Origin of the sequence: Massilia sp. Mn16-1_5, from assembly GCF_004798585.1 — a bacterium.
Taxonomy (GTDB): domain Bacteria; phylum Pseudomonadota; class Gammaproteobacteria; order Burkholderiales; family Burkholderiaceae_D; genus Telluria.
Genome location: NZ_PPXQ01000007.1, coordinates 112,132 through 135,701 on the forward strand (window position 1 = coordinate 112,132; position 23,570 = coordinate 135,701).

General features: G+C 63.6%; 22 protein-coding genes. 17 read left to right on the forward strand and 5 right to left on the reverse strand.

Annotated elements, in window-relative coordinates; translation table 11 throughout:
* Nucleotides 1-109 precede the first annotated feature (109 nt).
* From C2862_RS10185 to nudB, 7 genes are all read left to right on the forward strand, one after another.
* Nucleotides 110-817, forward strand: coding sequence for an SCP2 domain-containing protein (locus tag C2862_RS10185; RefSeq protein ID WP_136220012.1), 708 nt, complete (start codon nt 110-112; stop codon nt 815-817).
* Nucleotides 817-2,385 carry a ubiquinone biosynthesis regulatory protein kinase UbiB gene (gene ubiB, locus C2862_RS10190; protein ID WP_136220013.1) on the forward strand — a complete coding sequence of 523 codons (1,569 nt, stop codon included), beginning with the start codon at nt 817-819 and terminating at the stop codon, nt 2,383-2,385. Before C2862_RS10185 ends, ubiB begins: the two co-directional genes overlap by 1 nt.
* Before the next feature lies 1 nt (nt 2,386).
* The gene (locus C2862_RS10195; RefSeq protein WP_136220014.1) at nt 2,387-2,983 is read left to right on the forward strand and encodes a methyltransferase; all 597 of its coding nucleotides are present in this window, start codon (nt 2,387-2,389) and stop codon (nt 2,981-2,983) included.
* 338 nt (nt 2,984-3,321) lie between these two features.
* A complete protein-coding gene (locus C2862_RS10200) occupies nt 3,322-3,651 on the forward strand; it encodes an FmdB family zinc ribbon protein (RefSeq protein WP_136220015.1) in 330 nt (109 codons plus the stop codon).
* A gap of 48 nt (nt 3,652-3,699) precedes the next feature.
* On the forward strand, nt 3,700-4,287 hold the full coding sequence (locus tag C2862_RS10205; RefSeq protein WP_136220016.1) for a DUF502 domain-containing protein: 588 nt from the start codon (nt 3,700-3,702) through the stop codon (nt 4,285-4,287).
* Nucleotides 4,288-4,378: 91 nt separating this feature from the next.
* Entirely contained in the window at nt 4,379-6,172 is a 1,794-nt protein-coding gene (gene aspS / locus C2862_RS10210; RefSeq protein WP_210735952.1) for an aspartate--tRNA ligase, read from the forward strand.
* A gap of 87 nt (nt 6,173-6,259) precedes the next feature.
* Nucleotides 6,260-6,709 carry a dihydroneopterin triphosphate diphosphatase gene (gene nudB, locus C2862_RS10215; RefSeq protein WP_136220018.1) on the forward strand — a complete coding sequence of 150 codons (450 nt, stop codon included), beginning with the start codon at nt 6,260-6,262 and terminating at the stop codon, nt 6,707-6,709.
* Here the strand turns inward: nudB and C2862_RS10220 are convergent.
* Complete coding sequence (locus C2862_RS10220; protein ID WP_136220019.1) at nt 6,703-7,314, reverse strand: pyridoxamine 5'-phosphate oxidase family protein; 612 nt, start codon at nt 7,312-7,314, stop codon at nt 6,703-6,705. The two genes, nudB and C2862_RS10220, sit on opposite strands and share 7 nt — an antisense overlap.
* Before the next feature lie 134 nt (nt 7,315-7,448).
* On the opposite strand from C2862_RS10220, the gene epsC reads away from it, so the two are divergent.
* The 10 genes from epsC to C2862_RS10270 all read left to right on the forward strand — a co-directional run bounded on the left by epsC (nt 7,449) and on the right by C2862_RS10270 (nt 18,866).
* A complete protein-coding gene (gene epsC, locus C2862_RS10225) occupies nt 7,449-8,366 on the forward strand; it encodes a serine O-acetyltransferase EpsC (RefSeq protein WP_136220020.1) in 918 nt (305 codons plus the stop codon).
* A gap of 564 nt (nt 8,367-8,930) precedes the next feature.
* The gene (locus tag C2862_RS10230; protein ID WP_136220021.1) at nt 8,931-9,134 is read left to right on the forward strand and encodes a hypothetical protein; all 204 of its coding nucleotides are present in this window, start codon (nt 8,931-8,933) and stop codon (nt 9,132-9,134) included.
* 99 nt (nt 9,135-9,233) lie between these two features.
* Nucleotides 9,234-10,046: an endonuclease/exonuclease/phosphatase family protein gene (locus C2862_RS10235; RefSeq protein ID WP_136220022.1), complete on the forward strand. Its 813-nt coding sequence runs from the start codon at nt 9,234-9,236 to the stop codon at nt 10,044-10,046.
* Nucleotides 10,047-10,050: 4 nt separating this feature from the next.
* The gene (gene clsB / locus C2862_RS10240; RefSeq protein WP_136220023.1) at nt 10,051-11,211 is read left to right on the forward strand and encodes a cardiolipin synthase ClsB; all 1,161 of its coding nucleotides are present in this window, start codon (nt 10,051-10,053) and stop codon (nt 11,209-11,211) included.
* 11 nt (nt 11,212-11,222) lie between these two features.
* Nucleotides 11,223-11,609 (forward strand): RNA-binding S4 domain-containing protein, encoded by a 387-nt coding sequence (locus tag C2862_RS10245; protein ID WP_136220024.1) that lies wholly within the window; start codon nt 11,223-11,225, stop codon nt 11,607-11,609.
* Nucleotides 11,610-11,852: 243 nt separating this feature from the next.
* A complete protein-coding gene (locus C2862_RS10250) occupies nt 11,853-12,455 on the forward strand; it encodes a TetR/AcrR family transcriptional regulator (protein ID WP_136220025.1) in 603 nt (200 codons plus the stop codon).
* A 59-nt stretch (nt 12,456-12,514) separates the two neighbouring features.
* On the forward strand, nt 12,515-14,305 hold the full coding sequence (locus C2862_RS10255; protein WP_136220026.1) for an acyl-CoA dehydrogenase C-terminal domain-containing protein: 1,791 nt from the start codon (nt 12,515-12,517) through the stop codon (nt 14,303-14,305).
* A gap of 18 nt (nt 14,306-14,323) precedes the next feature.
* Entirely contained in the window at nt 14,324-16,720 is a 2,397-nt protein-coding gene (locus C2862_RS10260; protein WP_136220027.1) for a 3-hydroxyacyl-CoA dehydrogenase/enoyl-CoA hydratase family protein, read from the forward strand.
* Between the two features lie 16 nt (nt 16,721-16,736).
* Nucleotides 16,737-17,933, forward strand: coding sequence for an acetyl-CoA C-acyltransferase (locus tag C2862_RS10265; protein ID WP_136220028.1), 1,197 nt, complete (start codon nt 16,737-16,739; stop codon nt 17,931-17,933).
* Nucleotides 17,934-18,092: 159 nt separating this feature from the next.
* Complete coding sequence (locus C2862_RS10270; protein ID WP_136220139.1) at nt 18,093-18,866, forward strand: enoyl-CoA hydratase; 774 nt, start codon at nt 18,093-18,095, stop codon at nt 18,864-18,866.
* Here the strand turns inward: C2862_RS10270 and C2862_RS10275 are convergent.
* The 4 genes from C2862_RS10275 to C2862_RS10290 all read right to left on the reverse strand — a co-directional run bounded on the left by C2862_RS10275 (nt 18,863) and on the right by C2862_RS10290 (nt 23,541).
* Complete coding sequence (locus C2862_RS10275) at nt 18,863-19,354, reverse strand: hypothetical protein (protein ID WP_136220029.1); 492 nt, start codon at nt 19,352-19,354, stop codon at nt 18,863-18,865. The genes C2862_RS10270 and C2862_RS10275 overlap by 4 nt on opposite strands.
* A 372-nt stretch (nt 19,355-19,726) precedes the next feature.
* Nucleotides 19,727-21,727: an MHYT domain-containing protein gene (locus tag C2862_RS10280; protein WP_136220030.1), complete on the reverse strand. Its 2,001-nt coding sequence runs from the start codon at nt 21,725-21,727 to the stop codon at nt 19,727-19,729.
* A 127-nt stretch (nt 21,728-21,854) separates the two neighbouring features.
* A complete protein-coding gene (locus C2862_RS10285) occupies nt 21,855-23,117 on the reverse strand; it encodes an MFS transporter (RefSeq protein WP_136220031.1) in 1,263 nt (420 codons plus the stop codon).
* 64 nt (nt 23,118-23,181) lie between these two features.
* The gene (locus C2862_RS10290; RefSeq protein ID WP_136220032.1) at nt 23,182-23,541 is read right to left on the reverse strand and encodes a hypothetical protein; all 360 of its coding nucleotides are present in this window, start codon (nt 23,539-23,541) and stop codon (nt 23,182-23,184) included.
* Between the last annotated feature and the right edge of the window lie 29 nt (nt 23,542-23,570).

The window sequence follows — 23,570 nt, forward strand, 5'->3', positions numbered from 1 at the left end:
GTTTCTTTGAAAACTTTCCCGTGCGCTCGGGTTTGTGCCCGGCAAACTGGTAAGATCGAAACCGCCCGCGTCATTACGGGCGGTTTTGTTTTTTAGCGACCATATTTTTATGTTCCCGAGCTCCTTCATTTTGTCGCCGCAACGTGCCCTGAGCGCCTCCGCCGTCGCCACGATCAACCATTTATTGGCGGACGAGGCCTGGGCGCGCGCGTCGCTGCAGCGTCATGCCGGCAAGATCGCCGTGATCGATACCGGCCATCTTGCCTTGCGCCTGCGCGTGGCCGCGGACGGCTTGCTCGAAGCCGGGCAGCCCGATGCGGTGCCGAACGTCACCATTCACGTCAAGCTGACGGACTTGCCGCTGATCGCCCAGAACCGCGAACGCGCCTTTTCCTATGTGCGCATCGAGGGCGATGCCGAGTTTGCGAATACTATTTCCCAGCTCAGCCGCGGCTTGCGCTGGGAGCCCGAGCACGACTTGGAACGCCTGTTCGGGCCGATCGGTGCGCAGCGCTTGGCCGGCGGTGCCCGCAGCGCCTTTACGAATGCCAACGCCGCCGGGCGCCGCCTGGCCGAAAACCTGGCCGAGTTCCTGGTCGAGGAGCGACCGGTGCTGGTGCGGCCGAACGACGTCGAGGCTTTTGGGGCCGACGTGGTGCGCCTGCGCGACGACGTCGAGCGCACCGCCAAGCGCATATCTCGCCTGGAACAATTGATGAAGCAGCCGCCGGTGCCAGTCGCGCCGACGGCGCCGGTGCCGGCCGGCACCGCCATTCCGACAACCCGCCCAAGCGGGGACCATACCCTGGATAGCTGATGATATTGAAATTCCTGCGCCTGCTTAAAATCTTCACGGTCGCAACCAAGTACGGCCTCGATGAAATTGCAATGTCCGGCCTGGGCGTGCCGCGTACCGCCCGCATCATCAATGGCATGTTTTTCTGGCGCAGGATCACGAGCCCGCGCGCGGTGCGCCTGCGCCTGGCGCTCGAGGAACTCGGCCCAATCTTCATCAAGTTCGGCCAGGTGCTGTCCACCCGGCGCGACCTGATGCCGCCGGACATCGCCGACGAACTGTCCCTGCTGCAGGACCGTGTTCCACCTTTCGATTCGAAGCTCGCGATTGCCCAGATCACGGCCGCGCTCGGCGCCCATCCGGACGAGCTCTTCGCCAGCTTCGATCCTGTCCCGGTGGCTTCGGCCTCGATCGCGCAAGTCCACTTCGCGACCCTCAAAAACGGCAAGCAGGTCGCGATCAAGGTGCTGCGTCCGGGCATGAAGAAGACGATCGACGAAGACATCGCCCTGATGTACATGGCGACGGGACTGATCGAGCGCGTCTGGGCCGAAAGCCGGCGTCTGAAACCGCGCGAAGTCGTGGCCGAGTTCGACAAGTACCTGCACGACGAGCTGGACCTGATGCGCGAAGCGGCGAACGCCGCCCAGCTGCGCCGCAATTTCGCGGATTCGGAATTGCTGATGGTGCCGGAGATGTACTGGGACTATTGCACCAGCAGCGTGATCGTCATGGAGCGCATGAACGGCATCCCGGTCTCGCAGATCGACCGCCTGGCGGCCGAAGGCGTGGACCTGAAAAAGCTGTCCAGCGACGGCGTCGAAATCTTCTTCACCCAGGTCTTCCGCGACGGCTTTTTCCACGCCGATATGCACCCGGGTAACATCCTGGTCTCGATCGAGCCGGAAACCTTCGGCCGCTATATCGCGCTGGATTTCGGCATCGTCGGCACGCTGAACGACTTCGACAAGGATTATCTGTCGCAGAATTTCCTCGCCTTCTTCCGGCGCGACTATAAACGCGTGGCCGAAGCCCACATCGAATCGGGCTGGGCGCCGCGCACTACCCGCGTCGACGAACTGGAAGCGGCCGTGCGCGCCTGCTGCGAGCCGATCTTCGACCGGCCTTTGAAAGACATCTCGTTTGGCCAGATCCTGCTGCGCCTGTTCCAGACCTCGCGCCGCTTCAATGTCGAGGTGCAACCTCAGCTCGTGCTGCTGCAAAAGACCCTCTTGAATATCGAGGGTTTGGGACGCCAGCTGGATCCGGACCTGGACCTGTGGAAGACGGCGAAGCCGTACCTGGAGCGCTGGATGGCCGAGCAGGTCGGCTGGCGCGGTTTTGTCGAGAAACTCAAGGACGAGGCGCCGCGCTACGCCCACATCTTCCCGCAACTGCCGCGCCTGGTGCACCGCGCCCTCGAACACCAGGCCCAGCCGCACGCGGCCACGCACGATTTGCTGACGATGCTGGTGCTCGAGCAGCGCCGCACGAATCGCCTGATCGGTTTTGTCGCCTGGCTGGCCGGCGGCATTGCCTCGGGCATCATCTTCGCCGCCCTGTTTGCGCGCTATGGCCAACACCTCTGACATGCCCGTTTTTAAAAGCCGCGATCCGCTGCGTGCGGAGTTCTGGGACGAGCGCTTCGAGCAGGACTTCATTCCCTGGGACCTGGGCGGCGTGCCGCAGGCGCTGCGCGAGTTTGTCGAACGCAGCCCGGCGCCGCGCACCGTCCTGATTCCGGGTTGCGGCAACGGCTACGAACTGCGTTTCCTGTGCGATGCGGGGTGGAATGCGACCGCCATCGATTTTTCGCCGGCCGCCGTGCAGCGGGCGCGCCGCCTGGTCGGGCAGTGGGAGCAACACGTGGTGGAGGCGGATTTCTTTGCATGGCAATCCGAGCAGCCGCTTGATCTCATCTACGAACGCGCCTTCCTGTGTGCGCTGCCGCCTGCCATGCGTCCGCAAGTCACGGCGCGCTATGCCGAGCTGCTGGCGCCAGGCGGCCTGCTTGCCGGGTTCTTTTTCTTCGGCAGCGCGCCGAAAGGGCCGCCTTTCGGTATCGCACGTGCGGAACTGGAAACCTTCCTTGAGCCTCATTTCGAACTGGTCGAGGAAGGGGAGGTGGTCGATTCCTTGCCGGTCTTTGGCGGGCAGGAGCGCTGGATGGTGTGGCGCCGCCGCTGAGATAAAAAAAAGCCCGCATGCGCGGGCTTTTAACTACAGCATTCTTGTACGGCCAGGCGGCGATGCAAGATCGCGCCAACTTCTGTTTCTTAGACCTAGTCCCACCGGCCGAAGCCTGGCGGCAGCTTGCGCTATCGAAGATGCTATTTAAACAGCCGAGTTGATTTTCGGCAAATGAATCGGGCAAATTGGTCTCTAAGTAGTGATTAAAAACAACACTTAGCGCGGCTGCTGCTTTCCTGAGCAGTACCGGCCGGTTCCGGCGAGGCCATCAATCGGCCAGAGGCCATCAAAAGGCTTTATAATTCAGGGTTTTGAAGATTTTTGCGGAGTATCAGATGCCGATTTACGCCTACCGCTGCGACGAATGCGGTTTTTCCAAAGATGTACTGCAAAAAATTTCTGATCCGGTCCTGACGACCTGCCTGTCCTGCGGCAAAGACGCGTTCAAGAAGCAAGTGACGGCAGCCGGTTTCCAGCTCAAGGGTACCGGCTGGTACGTGACCGATTTCCGCGGCGGCAGCGCCCCGGCCACCGGCACGGCCCCGGGTACGACGGCCGCGGCAGCACCGGCCGCGGCAGGCGCTACCGAGAGCAGCACGGCCGCCAACACGGCCGCCAGCGCGGCGCCTGCGGCTCCGGCCAAGAGCGACACGAGCGCGTCCTGACGCGAACTGCGGCCTGCAGGCCGCAGCAATAAGAACAATGAGAATCTGATGCGCAAATATTTCCTGACTGGCTTGCTGATCCTCGTGCCGCTGGCGATTACCGCCTGGGTGCTGAGCATGATCATCGGCACCCTCGACCAGTCGCTGCTGTTCGTGCCCGAGCGCTGGCAGCCGCGGACCCTGTTCGGTTTCGACATCCCCGGCATCGGCGCGATCCTGACCCTGGCCATCGTCTTCCTGACCGGCCTGCTGACCAACAACCTGGTCGGCAAGTACATCGTGCGCCTTGGCGAACGCTTGCTCAAGCGCATCCCGGTCGTCAGCTCGCTCTACGGCAGCGTGAAGCAGGTATCCGACACCCTGTTCTCGTCGTCCGGCAACGCCTTCCGCCAGGCCGTGCTGATCCCGTATCCGCATGCCGATTCCTATACCATCGCTTTCCTTACCGGCGTGCCGGGCGGGGACGTGAAGAACCACCTGGTCGGCGACTACCTGAGCGTCTACGTGCCGACCACGCCGAACCCGACCTCGGGCTTTTTCCTGATGATGGAACGCAGCAAGGTCGTCGAGCTGGACATGACGGTCGATGCGGCACTGAAATACATCGTCTCGATGGGCGTCGTGGCCCCAGAATAAGCTCTCCGAGCGGACTACAATAGCAAGAATATGACCCGCCGCTGGCGGGACAACCGATACACCAACCTGGAATAGAGAAAATATGTCCTCCATGCGTACCAACTACTGCGGCCTCGTCACCGAAGAACTGCTGGGCCAAACCGTCAGCCTGTGCGGCTGGGTGCATCGCCGTCGCGACCACGGTGGCGTCATCTTCATCGACCTGCGCGACCGCGAAGGCCTGGTGCAGGTCGTCTGCCACCCGGACAACGCCGAGGTCTTCAAGGCCGCCGAGCACGTGCGTAACGAGTACTGCCTGCGCATCACCGGCACCGTCGCCAACCGCCTGGAAGGCACGGCCAACGCTAACCTGAAGTCGGGCAAGATCGAGATCAATGCCGCCACCGTCGAAGTGCTGAACGCGTCGGTGCCGGTGCCGTTCCAGCTGGACGACGACAACCTGTCGGAAACCACCCGCCTGACGCACCGCGTGCTCGACCTGCGCCGCGACCAGATGCAGCACAACCTGCGCCTGCGCTACAAGGTCTCGATGGAAGTCCGGAAATACCTCGACAACCTGGGCTTCATCGACATCGAAACCCCGATGCTGGGCAAGTCGACCCCGGAAGGCGCACGCGACTACCTGGTTCCGTCGCGCGTGAACCCAGGCACTTTCTTCGCGCTGCCGCAGTCGCCGCAGCTGTTCAAGCAGCTCTTGATGGTCGCCAACTTCGACCGCTACTACCAGATCACCAAGTGCTTCCGCGACGAAGACCTGCGCGCCGACCGCCAGCCGGAATTCACGCAGATCGACTGCGAAACCTCCTTCCTGACCGAACAGGAAATCCGTGACCTGTTCGAAGACATGATGCGCACCGTCTTCAAGAACGCCGCCGGCATCGACCTGCCGAACCCGTTCCCGGTGATGGACTTCGCCACCGCCATGGGTTCCTACGGCTCGGACAAGCCGGACATGCGCGTGAAGCTGCAGTTCACCGAACTGACCGAACTGATGAAGACCGTCGAGTTCAAGGTCTTCAACAGCGCCGCCAACATGACCGGCGGCCGCGTGGTCGGCCTGCGCGTGCCGCAGGGCGGTTCGATGCCGCGTTCGGAAATCGACGCGTACACCCAGTTCGTCGCCATCTACGGCGCCAAGGGCCTGGCCTACATCAAGGTCAACGAGAAGGCCAAGGGCCGTGACGGCCTGCAGTCGCCGATCGTCAAGAACCTGTCGGACGAGGTCCTGGCGCAAGTGCTGGAACTGACCGGCGCGCAAGACGGCGACCTGATCTTCTTCGGTGCCGATAAAGCCAAGGTCGTCAACGACGCCATCGGCGCGCTGCGCGTCAAGATCGGCCACTCGGAATTCGGCAAGAAGGCCGGCCTGTTCGACGACGTCTGGTCGCCGCTGTGGGTGATCGACTTCCCGATGTTCGAGTACGACGACGAAGCCAACCGCTGGACCGCGACCCACCACCCGTTCACGGCCCCGAAAGACGGCCACGAAGACATGCTGGAAACCAATCCGGGCGCCTGCATCGCCAAGGCCTACGACATGGTCCTGAACGGCTGGGAACTGGGCGGCGGCTCGATCCGTATCCACCGCGAAGAAGTCCAGAGCAAGGTCTTCCGCGCCCTGAAGATCGACGCCGAAGAAGCGCAGCTGAAATTCGGCTTCCTGCTCGACGCCCTGCAGTACGGCGCGCCGCCGCACGGTGGCCTGGCCTTCGGCCTGGACCGCCTGATCACCCTGATGACCGGCTCGACCTCGATCCGCGACGTGATCGCCTTCCCGAAGACCCAGCGCGCGCAAGACCTGCTGACCAACGCGCCGTCCGAAGTCGACGAGAAGCAACTGCGCGAGCTGCACATCCGCCTGCGCAACGAGCCGAAGGTAGGCTAATCACGCTCGGCCGTATGGCTGGGTAGAATAGGGGCCGCAGCGTCATCGACGCTGCGGCCCTTTTATTTTGTTTCGGAGAAGTCCCGCGTGCACAAGATTCCTGAATCGGTCCTGGTCGTGATCCATACGCGTGACATGGAGGTGCTGCTGATCGAGCGCGCCGACCGGCCGGGGTTCTGGCAATCCGTCACGGGCTCGCTCGATGCGCTCGACGAACCCCTGCTGGAAACGGCGACGCGCGAGCTGTTCGAGGAGACGGGGATTGTTGCGGACGGCGATACAATCCGCCTGCTAGACTGGGGATTGTCAAATATTTACGAGATTTATCCGACCTGGCGCCATCGCTACGCGCCGGGCGTGACCCACAATACCGAGCACGTGTTTTCGGTCTGCGTGCCGCGCGATATTCCGATCACGCTCAGTCCGCGCGAGCACGTGCAATACGCCTGGCTGCCCTTGCTGGAAGCGGCGGATCGCTGCTTTTCGTCGTCGAATGCGGAGGCGATCCTGCAGCTGCCGCGGCAGCTGTCTCAGTAAAGCGTTTCGCGCTGGCGCTGGGGTAAGGCGCTGTCGTAAGCCTGGCCATCGATGCTGCCTGCCGTCAGCGCGGCCAGCATCGCTCCTGGCGTCGGGACGTCCGACGTATCGCACTCCTCGCGCCAGAGGCCGGAGCGAATGATCGAACGCGCGCACTGGAAAAAGACCTTCTCGACCGAGATGCGCAGGACGCAGATGGGCCGCTTGCCGTCGACGGCAAAGGAGTCCAGCAAGTCCGGCGCGACGCAGATCTCTGCACGGCCGCGTACGCGCATCGTTTCGCCAATGCCCGGGATCAGGAAGAGCAAGCCGACGCGCGGATCGGCGATCAGGTTGCGCAGGCTGTCGATGCGGTTGTTTCCGCGCCGCTCCGGGAGCAGCAGGGTATGTTCATCCACGATGCGCGCCAACGCGCCAGGGTCGCCACGTGGCGATATGTCGAGTCCATGCGGCCCGCTGGTGGTCAGCAGGGCAAACCGGGCATGATCGATCCAGCGCGCGTACAGCGGATGCAGGTGATCGGTTTCCTTGGCAATGGAGGGTGCGGCGACGGGCCCGAACAAGGCTTCGAGCGATGCAAGATCTGTGATGAGATGGTCGGACATGGCGGCGCGAATATTGGCATGAGGAACGTGAGACATCATACCTCGCTGCGTCAGGCCAAGGTCCCAGCCAGCGAGCATAAACAAGTGTGATTAAAATCGTTCGCGTTCTCCCAGGCTTGGAGTAATCTGGTCAAATGGACAACTACGACACGGAGCAGGCCGGCTCCAGCCCCTGGCACCTCGGCCCCATTATCGACGCGCTGCGTACCTCGCGCGAATCGACCCACAACATCCGCCACCAGGGACGCGTGCGCGAGCTGCCGTCGCGTACGGTGCTGCGACAGGTAATCGAGGGCGTGTCGGCGGCGCTGTTTCCGACGCATTACGGGCGCCCGGACCTGAACGACGAGAGCATCGATTACTTCGTCGGCGACACCCTGAACGTCGCGCTCGACCGCCTGGTCGAGCAGGTGCGGCGCGCGCTGCGTTTTAACCCTGAGCTGGAGAACGTGGGCGAAGCCGAGCTGGCGGAGCGGGCGCGGGCGATTACGCGCAGCTTCGCCGGCAGCCTGCCGGAGATCCGCGCGCTACTCGTGTCCGACGTGCAGGCGGCGCTGGCCGGCGATCCGGCGGCCAGTTCGGTGGCCGAGATCATGCTGTGCTATCCGGGCACGATTGCGGTCTTGTACCACCGCCTCGCTCACTGCCTGCATCGCCTCGGCACGCCTTTCCTGGCGCGCCTGGCGGCCGACATCGCGCACACGCTGACTGGAATCGACATCCACCCGGCGGCGCAGATCGGCGCGAGCTTCTTCATCGACCACGGCACCGGCGTCGTGATCGGAGAAACGGCCATCATCGGCAAGCACGTGCGCCTGTACCAGGCCGTCACGCTGGGCGCGCGCCGCTTCCCGACCGACGAGAGCGGCGCCCTGGTGAAAGGCGCGCCGCGGCACCCGATCGTCGAGGACGACGTCGTCATCTATGCCGGCGCGACCATCCTCGGCCGGATCACGGTCGGCGCGGGTTCGACGATTGGCGGCAATGTCTGGCTGACGCAGAGCGTGGACCCGGGCAGTAACGTCACCCAGGCGCAGATGCGTAATGTCTAAAGGAAATTGAAGCGTTCGTCTTGGATTCGTCCCGGTATTGTCGAGGCGCCGCAGCGAGCAATCGCTGCGGCGTTTTGCTTTAATCAAAGGTGCAACGAGCGCCAGCCTTCATTTTTTCGATGAGAGGTCGAAGTATTTACAAGTCAAGCGTTTTTTGGTTGTAAGCGAAAATACAACACACAACCTCTTTTTATCCTACAAAGCGACTGCGTCTAGACGGACAAAATTTTGCCTTGTTGCAAATAATTTATCAAATTGTTACCTATAGTAATTAATGTTGTGTCGAAAGTTCGTCAGACAAGTGTGAAACCTCGGCGAATATGCATACAAATTGATACAAATATCCATCCATACTAAATAAATTATCTACGGAAACATTGCCTGTTACATATTGAAACAAGTTCCGCAAGGAAAAATGACTGAAGGAAATTCGCTATGTTAGGTAGCGCACAATAGAATCTGCGTTTGACAATCGGAAACCAGTCGCCTATTGTCAGCAGCTCGCGTTAAGCGAATTTGTGAACTGCAACACGTCCAACCAACGGATTCTGGGAGAAAAAAGAGATGAAACAATTCGAACCGAAGCACGAGGAAAAAGTGAAAGCAGTGAGCGTGGACGATGATTGCTTCTACATCGATCTGCAATGCGGTCTGCGCTTGAGCGGCCCGCGCCTGGTTTCTGTTCCTCTATCCGAGGCAGAGAACCTGGCTGCGCCGCGCAATGCCGCGTTGCGTCAGAACTGGGAAGCAGCACCAGCGTTCGAATGAACTGCGTGCGGGGTAGTGGCTCCCAGAGGCCGCACCCCGTGGCGCACGATTGGCAATGTTATAAAAATGAACACGGGCTGATGGGGGTAGAATATTCCCATGAAGATTCGTGTCGCAACCTACAATATCCATAAGGGTGTTTCCTCCTTGCGCAGTACCCCCCGGGTGCTGGCGCTGAAGAAGGCGATCTCCGAATTCCACGCCGATATCGTCTTCCTCCAGGAAGTGCAGGGGCGGCACGACCGCCACCAAGCGCGCTACGGCCAGCACAAACGCGAAACCCGCATCTGGCCGGAAACCGCCCAATACGAATACTTCGCCGGCGACTCGCATCATTCCGCGTATGGCATGAATGCGGTCTACGACCACGGTCACCACGGCAATGCCCTGCTCAGCAGTTTTCCGATCGAAAACTCGCACAACCACGACGTCTCCGACCACGCCTACGAACAGCGCGGCATCCTGCACTGCGTGCTGGAAACGCCGGCCGGCAAGGTCCATTGCTATGTCGTGCACCTGGGCCTGTTCGAAGGCGGGCGCGGGCGCCAGACTGAACAACTGATCGAAGCGGTGAATAAATCGGCGCCGAACGGCGAGCCGGTCGTCATCGCCGGCGACTTCAACGACTGGCGCAATACCCTCAGCGACCGCCTGCGCAATGCGCTCGGCGTCGTCGAGGTGTTCGACGAACTGGGGCCGAAATCGGCCCTGGGCGACATGGTGCGCAGCTGGGCCGGACGCCAGCCGAGATTGGCACCGGCACGTACCTTCCCGGCCGCGCTGCCGTGGTTCCGCCTCGACCGCATCTATGTACGCGGCTTCAAGGTCGACAATGCCCAGGTAATGGCCGGCCCGATCTGGGCCAAGCTGTCCGACCACGCGCCAATCGTTGCCGAATTGCAGCTGGCGTGACGCAATGCGCAGCGTTAGCTATGTAGCGAGCAACGACATCACCCTGCTGGAAACCGGACAACAGCTGTTCCCGGCCATGCTGGCCGCAATCGACGCCGCCCGCCACGACATCTTATTCGAGACCTATATCTTCGCCGAGGACGAGGTCGCGCGCGGCATCGAGGCGGCGCTGATCCGTGCCGCCGGCCGCGGCGTCAAGGTGCGGGTGCTGGTCGACTGGTTCGGCACCGGCCACCGCGCCTGCTGCCGCCGCGCCGAAGCCTTCGCCAAGGCCGGCGTGCACTACCGCGTCTTCAATCCCTGGTTCAAGCGCGGGATCGCGCGCACCCATCGCAAGATCACGGTGGTCGATGGTGACATCGCCTTTGTCGGCGGCATCAACATCAACGACGATATGCTCTGCGATTACGAGCCGCACCGGCCGCTGCCGGCCCCGCGCTGGGATTTCGCGGTGCAGGTACGCGGCCCGCTGGTGGCGCAGATCCATTTCGAGGCCCAGGCGCAATGGATGCGCGCCGGACGCCTCGACCTGTTCAGCCGTATCGGCCTGTTCCGCGAAACGCGGCGCACGCCGCCGACCGAGGGCGCGCGTCCGATGCGCGCCGCCTTCGTCGTGCGCGACAACCTGAGAAATCGCCGCACCATCCAGCGCGCCTACCTGCAGGCGATCGGCCAGGCGAAGAAAAGCGTGCTGCTGGCCAACCCTTATTTTGCGCCGGGCCGCAAGTTCCGCGAAGCCCTGGCCCGGGCCGCGCGCCGCGGCGTGAAAGTCACGCTCCTGATCGGCGTCGGCGAATTCAAGATGCAGGATGCGGTGGCACGTTCCTTTTATCCGAAACTGCTGGCGCACGGCATCCACGTGGTCGAATACCGCAAGACCCAATTGCACGCCAAGATCGCCGTGGTCGACGACGACTGGTCCACCGTCGGCTCGAGCAATTGCGACGGCCTGTCCCTGTTCGTGAACCAGGAAGCGAACATCGTGGTGAAAAACGCGGCCTTTGCCCGCGCCGTGCGCGCCCACATCGAGCGCGGGATTGCCGACGGTGAAACCGTGCGCATGGAGGATTTCGAAGGCATCGGATGGGTGCGCCGCGTGCGCTATGAAATGGCTTACCTTCTCTATAAACTGACCATGAGAATTTTCGCAATCGGTTACGCATAAGGAAGGGTTTTATGGACAAGGACGACGGTAACGTACGGATCGACAAGTGGCTATGGGCGGCGCGTTTTTTCAAGACGCGCTCGCTGGCGGCCGACGCGGTCGAGCGCGGGCGGGTGCGCATCGGCGGGGAACCGGTCAAGGCAGCACGTTCGGTCAAGCCGAACGACAAGATTACGATCGACAATGGGTCGGATCGCTGGGAAGTGATCGTCGCTGCCGTCTCGGACAAGCGCGGCCCCGCACCGGTGGCCCGTGAGCTCTACTTCGAAACCGACGAGAGCATCGCCAAGCGCGAGAACGACAAGACGGCGCGCCGGCTGTTCCCGGAGCCGAGCCTGGACATCAAGGGACGGCCGACCAAGCGTGATCGGCGGGCGATCGAGAAGGCAGGAGGGTAGGGTGGGCGCCCCGTGCCCACCAAAATGTGATGTCATCGGCGGCGCCAAGACGAGCCAACACGGTTCCCCATATGGTGGGCACGGGGCGCCCACCCTACGGTTACGCACGAACACGGAACGTCACCACAATAGAACCGCGCCTCTAAGTTCCCGTTTGACATTCACCGCGCTATAGATAATAGTACGAGCGTTCGGATTTTTCGATTCACGCAGGGGAAACCTATCAACACTTCAGCAAAATTCATGCGCAAGGGCGAGCAAACGCGGGCGGCGATTCTCGACGTCGCGCTCGAGCTCGCCAGCCGTAACGGCCTGGAAGGCCTGACCATCGGCTTGCTGGCCGATCGCATGAACATGAGCAAGTCGGGTGTGTTTGCCCACTTCGGTTCGCGCGAAGACTTGCAAATGGAAGTGCTCAAGCTCTACCACCATCGTTTCGAGCAGGAAGTGTTTTTCCCGAGCGTCAAGGAGCCGCGTGGCTTGCCGCGCCTGGAATCCATGTTCGCGCGCTGGCTCAAGCGGGTGTCGGTCGAAATCGCATCGGGCTGCATTTATATCAGCGGCGCGGTGGAGTACGATGACCGGCCAGGCCCGATCCGCGACGCGCTGGTGGCGATGGTGCGCGCCTGGCAGGGCGCACTGCTGCGCGCCGTGCAGCAAAGCGTCGACTGCGGCGACCTGCAGCAGGGCGCCGACCCGCAACAGCTGGTCTACGAGATGTACGGGCTGATCCTGGCCCTGCACCATGACGCACGTTTCCTGCGGATCCCCGGCGCCGTCGACCGCGCCAACCGCGGCTTCGCGCGGCTGATCGAGAATTACCGTAATCCCGTTCAAAGCAAATAAGCGGCTTCAACGCCTGCTTTCCAGTTACACACAAATCTCACCTTCATCAGGAGAACACCATGGGTCAGTACGTCGCGCCAATCCGGGATATGCAGTTTGTGCTGCATGAATTCCTCAACGTCACCGAAGAATTCAAGAACCTGCCTGCCTACCAGGAAATCGACGCCGACATCATCAACCAGGTGCTGGAAGAAGGCGCGAAATTCACGCAGGAAGTGCTGTTCCCGCTGAACCACTCGGGCGACCGCGAAGGCTGCCACTTCGACGCCGCCACCAAGACCGTGACCACGCCGAAGGGCTTCAAGGAAGCGTATAAGCAGTACGTCGAAGGCGGCTGGGCGGCACTGGCCTGCGATCCGGAATACGGCGGCCAGGGCCTGCCGGTTTCGCTGAACAATTCGTTCTACGAAATGCTGAACTCGGCCAACCAGGCCTGGACCATGTACCCGGGCCTGTCGCATGGCGCCTACGAGTGCCTGAAGGAACACGGTACCGACGAGCAGAAGAAGTTCTACCTGCCGAAGCTGGTGTCGGGCGAGTGGACCGGCACCATGTGCCTGACCGAAGCCCACTGCGGCACCGACCTGGGCCTGCTGCGCTCGAAGGCCGAGCCGCAAGCCGACGGCACCTACAAGATCACGGGCTCGAAGATCTTCATCTCGGCCGGCGAGCACGACGTGTCCGAAAACATCGTCCACCTGGTGCTGGCGCGCCTGCCGGACGCACCGGAAGGTTCGAAGGGCATCTCGCTGTTCCTGGTGCCGAAGTTCCTGCCGAACGCGGACGGTTCGATCGGCGAGCGCAACCCGATCTTCTGCGGCGCCATCGAAGAAAAGATGGGCATCCACGGCAACTCGACCTGCCAGATGAACCTGGACGGCGCCGTCGGCACCCTGATCGGCCAGCCTCATAAAGGCCTGAACGCGATGTTCGTGTTCATGAACGCCGCCCGCCTGGGCGTCGGCATGCAGTCGCTCGGCCTGACCGAAGTGGCTTACCAGAACGCCCTGGTCTATGCAAAAGACCGCATCCAGATGCGTTCGCTGTCGGGCCCGAAGGCACCGGACAAGCCGGCCGACCCGATCATCGTGCACCCGGACGTGCGCCGCATGCTGTTGACGGCGAAAGCCTACGCCGAAGGCGCGCGTGCGCTGACCTCGTATGTCGCGCTGCAGATCGACCGCGAACTGAACCACCCTGACGAAGAAGTGCGCAAGGAAGCCGCCGGCGAAGTCGCGCTGCTGACCCCGATCGTGAAAGCCTTCATCACCGACAACGGCTGGATCGCGACCTCGGAAGCGATGCAGGTCTACGGCGGCCACGGCTACATCAGCGAGTGGGGCATGGAGCAGTACGTGCGTGACGCGCGCATCAACATGATCTACGAAGGCACCAACACCGTGCAGTCGCTCGACCTGCTGGGTCGCAAGATCCTGATGGACAACGGCGCCAAGCTGCGCGCCTTCGGCGAGAAAGTGAAAGCCTTCGTCGAAGAGAACGGCCTGGACGAGTCGATGTCCGAATTCGTGACCCCGCTGGGCGAACTGGGCGAGAAAGTCGGCAAGCTGACCATGGAAATCGGCATGAAGGCCTTCACCAACCAGGACGAAGTGGGCGCCGCTGCCGTGCCTTACCTGCGCGTCGTCGGCCACATGGTGTTCAGCTACTTCTTCGCCCAGATGGCGAAGATCGCGCTGGCCAAGAAAGACTCGGGCGACAAGTTCTACGAAGCGAAGCTGCACACCGCGCGCTTCTATTTTGCCCGCCTGTACCCGGAAACCGCGATGCTGATCCGCCAGGCACGTTCGGGCGCGAACAACCTGCTGGCGCTCGACGCCGACCTGTTCTAAGAACTAGAGGATAAAACCATGACCAATTTCACCGTCAAGAAAGTCGCCGTCCTGGGCGCGGGCGTGATGGGCGCGCAGATCGCTGCGCACTGCGTCAACGCCAAGGTGCCTGTCGTCCTGTTCGACCTGCCGGCAAAGGAAGGCCCGAAGAACGGCATCGTCCTGAAAGCCATCGAGAACCTGAAAAAGCTGTCGCCTGCTCCGCTGGGCAACAAGGAAGACGCGTCGCTGATCGAAGTGGCCAACTACGAGGACAACCTCGACGTGCTGGCCGGCTGCGACCTGATCATCGAAGCGATCGCCGAGCGCATGGACTGGAAGCACGACCTGTACGCCAAGGTCGCTCCGCACATCGGCGCCAACGCCATCTTCGCCTCGAACACCTCGGGCCTGTCGATCAACAAGCTGGCCGAAGGTTTCGATGAGAACCTGAAGGCGCGCTTCTGCGGCGTGCACTTCTTCAACCCGCCGCGCTACATGCACCTGGTCGAGCTGATCCCGACCACCAGCACAAGCCCGGAAATCCTCGACCAGCTCGAGACCTTCCTGACCTCGGTGCTCGGTAAAGGTGTCGTGCGTGCGAAAGACACGCCGAACTTCATCGCCAACCGCGTCGGCATCTTCGGCATGCTGGCCACCATCCACGAAGCCGAGAAGTTCGGCCTGTCGGTGGACGTGGTCGACGACCTGACCGGCGCCAAGCTGGGCCGCGCGAAGTCGGGTACCTTCCGTACCGCCGACGTCGTCGGCCTGGACACCATGGGCCACGTCATCAAGACCATGCAGGACACCCTGCAGGACGACCCGTTCTTCGGCGTGTACAAGACGCCTGAGGTGCTGGCCAAGCTGATCGAGAAGGGCGCCCTGGGCCAGAAGACCGGCGGCGGCTTTTATAAAAAGGTCGGCAAGGAGATCCAGCGCCTCGACTTCGCCACCGGCGAGTACGTGGCCGGCGGCGCGAAGGCTGCCGACATCGTCGCGCGCATCCTGAAGGAAAAGGACCCGGTCAAGAAGTTCAAGGCCCTGCGCGAATCGACCAACCCGCAGGCGCAGTTCCTGTGGGCGATCTACCGCGACGCCTTCCACTACATCGCCGTGCACCTCGACACCATCGCCGACAACGCACGCGACGTCGACTTCGCGATGCGCTGGGGCTTCGGCTGGAGCGTCGGTCCGTTCGAGACCTGGCAAGCCGCCGGCTGGAAGCAGATCGCCGAATGGGTCAAGGAAGACATCGACGCCGGCAAGGCGCTGACCAACACCCCGCTCCCAAGCTGGGTCTTCGAAGGCCAAGTCGCCGAGAAGGGCGTGCACACCCCTGAAGGTTCGTACTCGGCCGCATCGAACAGCTACGTGCCGCGCTCGAACCTGGCCGTCTACGAACGCCAGGCCTTCCGCGCACCGGTGCTGGGCGCAGGCGCCCAAGACGCCAAGACCGCCGGCACCACCGTGCACGAGGACGATTCGGTCCGCATCTGGCACACCGGCGACGACGTCCTGATCATCTCGCTCAAGACCAAGATGCACGTCATCGGCGACGGCGTCGTCAAGGGCCTGCAGCGCGCGATGGCGGAAGCCGAAAAGAACTTCAAGGGCCTGGTCATCTGGAACACCGACGCGACCGAAGGCGGCGCCTTCTCGGCCGGTGCCGACCTGCAATCGGCCCTGCCGGCCTTCATGACCGGCGGCGCGAAAGCGATGGACCCGATGGTGCGCGAACTGCAGAACACCTTCATGCAGATGAAGTACTCGAACGTGCCCGTGGTGGCGGCCGTGGCCGGCCTGGCGCTGGGCGGCGGCTGCGAAATGGCGCTGCACGCATCGAAGCGCGTGGCCTCGATCGAGTCCTACATCGGCTTGGTCGAAGTCGGCGTGGGCCTGGTGCCTGCCGGCGGCGGCCTGAAGGAAGCGGCAGTGCGCGCCTTCACGGAAGCGAAGGGCAACGACATCCTGCAATTCCTGAAGACCGGTTTCACCAACGCCGCTACCGCGCAGGTGTCGAAGTCGGCGCTGGAAGCGAAGGCGATGGGCTACCTGAAGGAAGACGACATCATCGTCTTCAACACCTACGAACTGCTGCACGTGGCGAAGGTCACCGCGCGCGCCATGTTCGATAGCGGCTACCGCGCGCCGGCCAAGCGTCCGGTGACCGTGACCGGCCGCTACGGCTGGGCGACGATCCGCGGCCAGCTGGTCAACATGCGTGACGGCGGCTTCATCTCGGCCCACGACTACAAGCTGGGCGACATGATCGCCGAGATCGTGACCGGCGGCGACGTCGACCAGGGCAGCGTGGTGTCCGAGCAGTGGCTGCTCGACATGGAGCGCAAGGCCTTCATCGAACTGCTGAACAACCCGAAGACGCAAGAGCGGATCATGGGCATGATGCAAACTGGTAAGCCGGTGCGGAATTAATTACAGGACGACTGACATGAGCAAACAACTTCAAGACGCATACATCGTCGCAGCGACCCGCACCCCGATTGGCAAGGCGCCGCGCGGCATGTTCAAAACGACCCGCCCGGACGACCTGCTGGTGCACGCGATCCGCGGCGCCATGGCCGCCGTGCCGAACCTCGACCCGGCCCTGATCGTCGACGCCATCGTCGGCTGCTCGTTCCCGGAAGCGGAGCAGGGTTTCAATATCGCCCGTAACTCGGTGGTGCTGGCCGGCCTGCCGAACACGGTCGGCGGCGTGACCGTCAACCGCTACTGCGCGTCGGGCATCACCGCCCTGGCGATGGCCGCGGACCGCATCCGCGTCGGTGAAGCCGACGTGATGATCGCCGGCGGCGTCGAATCGATGTCGATGGTGCCGATGATGGGCCACCACCCGTCGATCAACATGGACACGTTTAAAGACGAAAACGTTGGCCTGGCCTACGGCATGGGCCTGACCGCCGAGAAAGTGGCGCAGCAGTGGAAAGTGTCGCGCGAAGACCAGGACGCCTTCGGCCTGGAATCGCACCGCCGCGCCATCGCCGCCCAGCAGGCAGGCTACTTCAAGGACGAGATCACCCCGGTCGAAATCGTCACCCGCACGCCGAACCTGGCGACCGGCGAGATCTCGGTCAAGCGCCGCACCGTCGACCTGGACGAAGGCCCGCGCGCCGACGCCAGCGCTGAAGGCATGGCCAAGCTGAAGCCGGTCTTCGCCGCCAAGGGCACCGTCACGGCTGCGACCTCGTCGCAGATGTCGGACGGCGCCGGCGCCCTGATCGTCGTCAGCGAGAAGATCCTGAAGGAACACAACCTGACCCCGCTCGCGAAATTCTCGTCCTTCGCCGTGCGCGGCGTGCCGCCGGAAATCATGGGCATCGGCCCGAAGGTGGCGATTCCCGCGGCGCTGGCTGCCGCCGGCCTGACCCAGGACCAGCTGGATTGGATCGAGCTGAACGAAGCGTTTGCAGCGCAGGCCCTGGCCGTGATCCGCGACCTGGACCTGGACACCAGCAAGGTCAACCCGATGGGCGGCGCGATCGCCCTGGGTCACCCGCTGGGCGCGACCGGCGCCATCCGCGCCGCGACCGTCGTGCACGCACTGCGCCGCAACAACCTGAAGTACGGCATGGTGACGATGTGCGTCGGCGCCGGCATGGGCGCGGCTGGTATCATCGAGCGCGTTTAATTTTGGACAGGGGCCGTGTCAGCGTGTGCGTTGACGCGGCCTGTGAATCCGCGCGGGCATGCCCGCCCTACGGTGTGCTACAGCCAGCGGCTGCGGTGTACCGTAGGGCGGGCATGCCCGCGTGGTCTTTCGTACTTCTGAACACCCTGGAGACACATGATGGCCATCCAAACGAATAAACAAAAAGGCATCCTCACCATCGAATTCGACCGCCTCGAGCGCAAGAACGCCATCACCGGCGCCATGTACACCACCATGGCCGACGCCTTGCTCGACGCCGAACAAGACCCGCAAGTGCGCGCCGTCCTCATCACCGGCAAGCCGGAAATCTTCACCGCCGGTAACGACCTCGACGACTTCCTGAACAACGTCGGCGAAGGTGCCATGACCGAAGACCGTCCGGTATTCCGCTTCATGAAAGCCCTGGAAGGCTGTACCAAGCCGGTCATCGCCGCCGTCAGCGGCGCCGCGGTCGGCATCGGCACCACGATGCTGATGCACTGCGACCTGGTCTATTGCGCCGACAATGCGAAATTCTCGATGCCCTTCAGCCAGCTCGGCCTGTGCCCGGAATTCGCGTCGTCGCTGCTGGTCGCGCAAGCCGCCGGCTACACCCGCGCCGCCGAAAAGCTGATGCTGGGCGAAGCCTTCGGCGCCCAGGAAGCCTTCGAGATGGGCATCGTGGCAAAAGTGCTGCCGGCCGTCGAGCTGCTGGAGTTTGCGCGCGGCCAGGCCGCCAAGCTGGTCGCCTTGCCGGCCGCCTCGATCCGCGCCACCAAGGCCCTGATGCGCCGCCCGCGCGCCGCCATCGTCGCCGAGACGATGGCCGTCGAAAACAAGCAGTTCAGCACCATGCTGGTCGGCGCCGAAGCCAAAGAGGCATTCACGGCCTTCTTCCAGAAGCGCAAGCCGGACTTTTCGAAGTTCGACTAAATCCCGTCCCCGATCGCGGTCTCATCATCGTCCGCGCCTGGGGATGCCAGGCGCCGCGCGATGACGGCCGTCAGCACGCCCTGCAGCACGTGGATGAACCAGCGCTCGCCGGCCTTGCGCGGGCCGGCTGCGAATTCTCCCTGCGTGATCCCGAGCACGGGCGCGATGGCGCCGATGTTGACCGCGTACAGGGCCGTGCCGTAGAGCGCGCCGAGCGTCACTGGAGACAGCGACGGCGCCATGTCCTCCAGTTTCGGTAGTGCCGCCCCGAAGGCGGCCGACGCGCCCAGGTGGTTGGCGAACTCGGCAATGCTGGTGCCGGTGTCGCCGATCACCGCGCGCGAACCCGTCTTCTCGTCGATCCAGTCGACGGCGTCCCGGTCCAACGTCTTGGTCATGACGCCGCTCTTGCGGCCCGCAAACATGACTGCGCTCGTCACCACGCCCGCGATGATTCCGCCTACCATGGCGGCTGCCTGTCGTTGCATGAAAGCTCTCCTTTAGAAATATGAACCGGCTGCGGTGTCACGCCACAGTCGGGGTCGTCATGCGACCTTACCCCGGCAGGCGGCGTGCTTCGGTTCGATATCGTACGGAGTGCGTGCAGTGTATCGACGCAGCGAGACGGACAGTGCCGCTCGAAAAGAGAATTGGTGCCGGTATGTTTCCCGACCGCCGGCGCCGGTAGGGCAGCGAAGCTGCCGCGTTCTTGAGAACGATGTCTATCTTCGCTCCCCAATATGACAGCAGTTTGACTTCGAGCGCCTAACAAAACTGCCATGGCTGCGTTGCAGCGCCTCGCCGTACCCTCGTACTGTCTTCGGCGCTGCGCCTTGCCCTGTCAGTTTTGTTAGACGCTCTTACACGCGCTTCGGTTCGGGAACCGGCTTTTGCACTGCGTTGTCGCACAGCGTCAGCACCGCCCGCACCAGTTCCGCCGGCGCAACCGGTTTCGACAGGTATTCATCGAAACCCGCTTCGAGCGAGCGCATCCTGTCTTCGCGGCGCGAGAAGGCGGTCAGCGCCAGGGCGCGCACGCCGGCCACGTGCGGGTTGCTCGACGCGCGCACGCGGCGCATCAGTTCCATCCCGTCCATGCCCGGCATACCGATGTCGCTCACCATCAGGTCGGGTTTCAGACGGTCGATCATCTGCAACGCCTCATACGCGGTCGAGGCGGTGACGATGGTGGCGGCCATGTCGGCCAGCACGTAATGGACGATGTCGAGCGAATCGCGCTCGTCGTCGACCACCAGGATGGTCAGGCCGCTGAGTGCGCCGCTGCCGGCGCGCACGGCATCGGGGTCGTGCGGCTTGAGCAGGCAGTCGGGCGCGGCAGGTGCCTCGTCGATGCGCTGCAGCGGCATCGTCAGCGTGAAGGTGGCGCCTTCGCCTTCGCCGGCGCTGGCCGCGCTTAAGCTCCCGCCTTGCAGTTCGACCAACTGGTGGGCGATCGACAGGCCGAGACCCAGGCCGCCATGACGGCGCGTGGACGAGGCATCGGCCTGGCGGAAGCGGTCGAACACGTGCGGCAAGAAGTCGGGGGCGATGCCGATGCCGGTGTCGCTGACCTCGATGACGATGGTGTCGCCGACGCGCTTCGAGCTGACGCGCACGGCGCCGCCGCCCGGCGTGAACTTGATCGCGTTCGACAGCAGATTCGTCATCACCTGCTGCAGGCGGCCGGCGTCCGCCGCCAGCGGGCCGGCATGGCTTTCGATCAGCATTTCCAGGCGCACGCCCTTGGCCAGGGCGACCGGGCGCACCGTCTCCACCGCGGCGGCGATGAAGTCCGAGGGCCAGGTGCGGTCGACCTCGATGCGGATCTTGCCGGCAATCAGGCGGCTCATGTCGAGCATGTCCTCGATCAGCTGCGACTGCGCGCGCGCATTGCGCTCGATCGTCTGCAGGCCGCGTTTCAGCATCTTTTCGTCCTTGCCGCCGTCCATCAGCAGCTGCGCCCAGCCGAGCATGGCGTTGAGCGGGGTGCGCAGCTCGTGCGAGAGGGTGGACAGGAATTCGTCCTTCATGTCGGACAGGCGCTCGGCCTCGAGGCGGGCCTTCTGCTCATGCAGGTACAGGGTCTGGCGCTCGGCCGAGGTGGCGAGCGAGGCGGCCAGGATGCGCGAACGGTCTTCCAGGCGCGAGTCATAGACGGCGACCAGGGTGGCGATGGTCAGCAGCAGCAGGGCGGTCACGGTCACCATGCCGGCCAACAGATCCTGGCTGATGCCGACGTCGGCTTCCAGGCAGATGCTGCCCGGTAAAAAGTGCGCCGCTTCCATGCCGGTGTAGTGCATGCCGACGATGGCGAAGCCCATCATGACGGCGGCCGCCAGCTGGGCCAGCCCGGCGTGGCGCATGCGGTGGCGCAGGTGGAAGGCGAGCCAGAGCGCGCCGGCGGAGGCGCCGATCGCGATCAGGACCGAGAGGCCGAACAGCAGCGGATCGTATTCGATGCCGGGACGCATGCGCATGGCGGCCATGCCCGTGTAGTGCATGGCATTGATGCCCAGGCCCATCAGGACCGCGCTGAGGGCGAAGTGGCCGGGGCGCGGCATTGGGCGGCTGATCTGCGACAGGGCCAGCATCGAGGCCAGCACCGGCAGCAGCCAGGAAATGAAGGTGATGCCGATGTCGTAGCCGACCGGGAAGGGCAGGCGGAAGGCTTGCATGCCGATGAAGTGCATGGCCCAGATGCCGCTGCCCATGGCAAAGGCGCCGCCACCCATCCACCACCAGGTGGTGCGGCCGTGCGAATGGCGCACGCGTTCGGCCAGGCTCAGCGCGGTGTACGAGGCATAGATTGCGACCAGGATCGACACCAGGACGAGTGTCGGTTCGTAATGGCCAAGAGACATGGCAAATTGGAGAAAAAGACGAGTGGGCCAGTCTACACGGCGACGGCCCAGTTCGCATCAAATTTCCCAGCTGCAACTTATAAACGGCCACAAGCGGCGCGGCGGCGCAACAGCGGCGCCGCGGCGTTCAGGCCTGGCGCCGGTGGGTGGCGGGCAGGAAGGCGGTCGCCAGGCCCAGTAGCGGCAGGAAGGCCAGCACGCCGTAGACCTGCACGATGCCATAGCTGTCGGCCAGCTTGCCCAGGCCGGCGGCGCCGATGCCGCCGATGCCGAACATGAGGCCGAACATCAGGCCCGAGACCATGCCGACGCGTCCCGGCACGGCTTCCTGGGCATACACGACCAAAGCGGCGAAGGCCGAGGACATCACCAGGCCGATGACGATCGCCAGTACCGCCGTCCACCACAGGTTGGCTTGCGGCAGGATCAGCGCGAAGGGAGCCACGCCGAGGAAGGAGATCCAGATCACCGCCTTGCGGCCGATGCGGTCGCCGACCGGCCCGCCGGCGAAGGTGCCGGCCGCCACCGCCGCCAGGAACATGAACAGGAACATCTGGCTGTGCTGGACCCCGAGATGGAAGCGCTCCATCAGATAAAAGGTGAAGTAGTTCGTGAACGAGGCGATGTAGACGAACTTGGCGAACATCAGGATGCAGATCACGATCACGGCGCGGATCACGCCCGCGCGGTCGAGGCCGGCGTGGTGCTTGCCAGATAAGCTTTTCGCCTTGGCGCTGCCGTGATGCCTGACCCAGTGCGTCAGGCGGAAGAGCAGCAGGATCGCCGCCACTGCCACGACCATGAACCAGGCCACGGCGCCCTGGCCATGGGGAATGATGATGGCGGCCGCCAGCAGCGGGCCGATTGCCGAGCCGCTGTTGCCGCCCACCTGGAAGGTCGACTGCGCGGTGCCGAAGCGCCCGCCCGAGGCCAGGCGCGCGATGCGCGAGGCTTCCGGGTGGAAGGTTGCGGAGCCGACGCCGATGGTGCCCGCCGCGAGCAGCAGCATTGGATAGCTGCCGGCGCTGGCCAGCAGCGCGATGCCGATCAGGGTCATCACCATGCCGAAGGGCAGCAGATAGGGTTTCGGGTGCTTGTCCGTGTACAGGCCGATCCAGGGCTGGAGCAGCGAGGCGACCACCTGGTACACCAGCGCGATGATGCCGATCTCGCCGAAGCTCAGCTTGAAACTCGTTTTCAGCAGCGGAAAGATCGCAGGCAGCATGGCCTGGATCATGTCGTTGAGCAGGTGGGCGACTGCCGCGCCGCCGACGATGGGCAGCAGGAAGCCGTGCGCTTGTTGTGAGGAAACCGGTGTATCGGGCGTGACGGACTGGGTGGCGGGATTGGTCATGGCGAGGAGGGAGAGGACGGCTGTGCAAGTGCGCATGCCTGCGCCGCCAGGGTCTGGCGGCCTTGCGGCATGACATCTTCGGGATTTTACAGGGAGCTGGTCAGCGCTGCAGGATCAGCGCCGCCATCGCCGCGACCGCGCCGGCGGCCGCCACGGCCCAGGGACCGATGCGCATGATCTCGCCGGATTGCCCGGCCTGCACGGCCAGCGGACCGCTGACGGGACGCCATTCGTCGCGTCCGGCCGCGGCGGCGCGTGCGGCGGCCGCTTCCTGTTCGTAGAGGGTGGAAAAGCGTTCCAGGTCGAGCGGATTCAATGTGGCCATGTAGGCAACGATCTGGTCGTGCTGGTCGAGCCTGACCTGGTAGCGGTTACGTCCGGCCGCCACCGCGCTGCGCAGGTGGGCGGCTTCGGTCTCGACCAGTTCGCGCACGTGTTCGCGCGTAATGGCGGCCAGCACGATCCTCGGTCGTTCAACGCTTCGTCTTT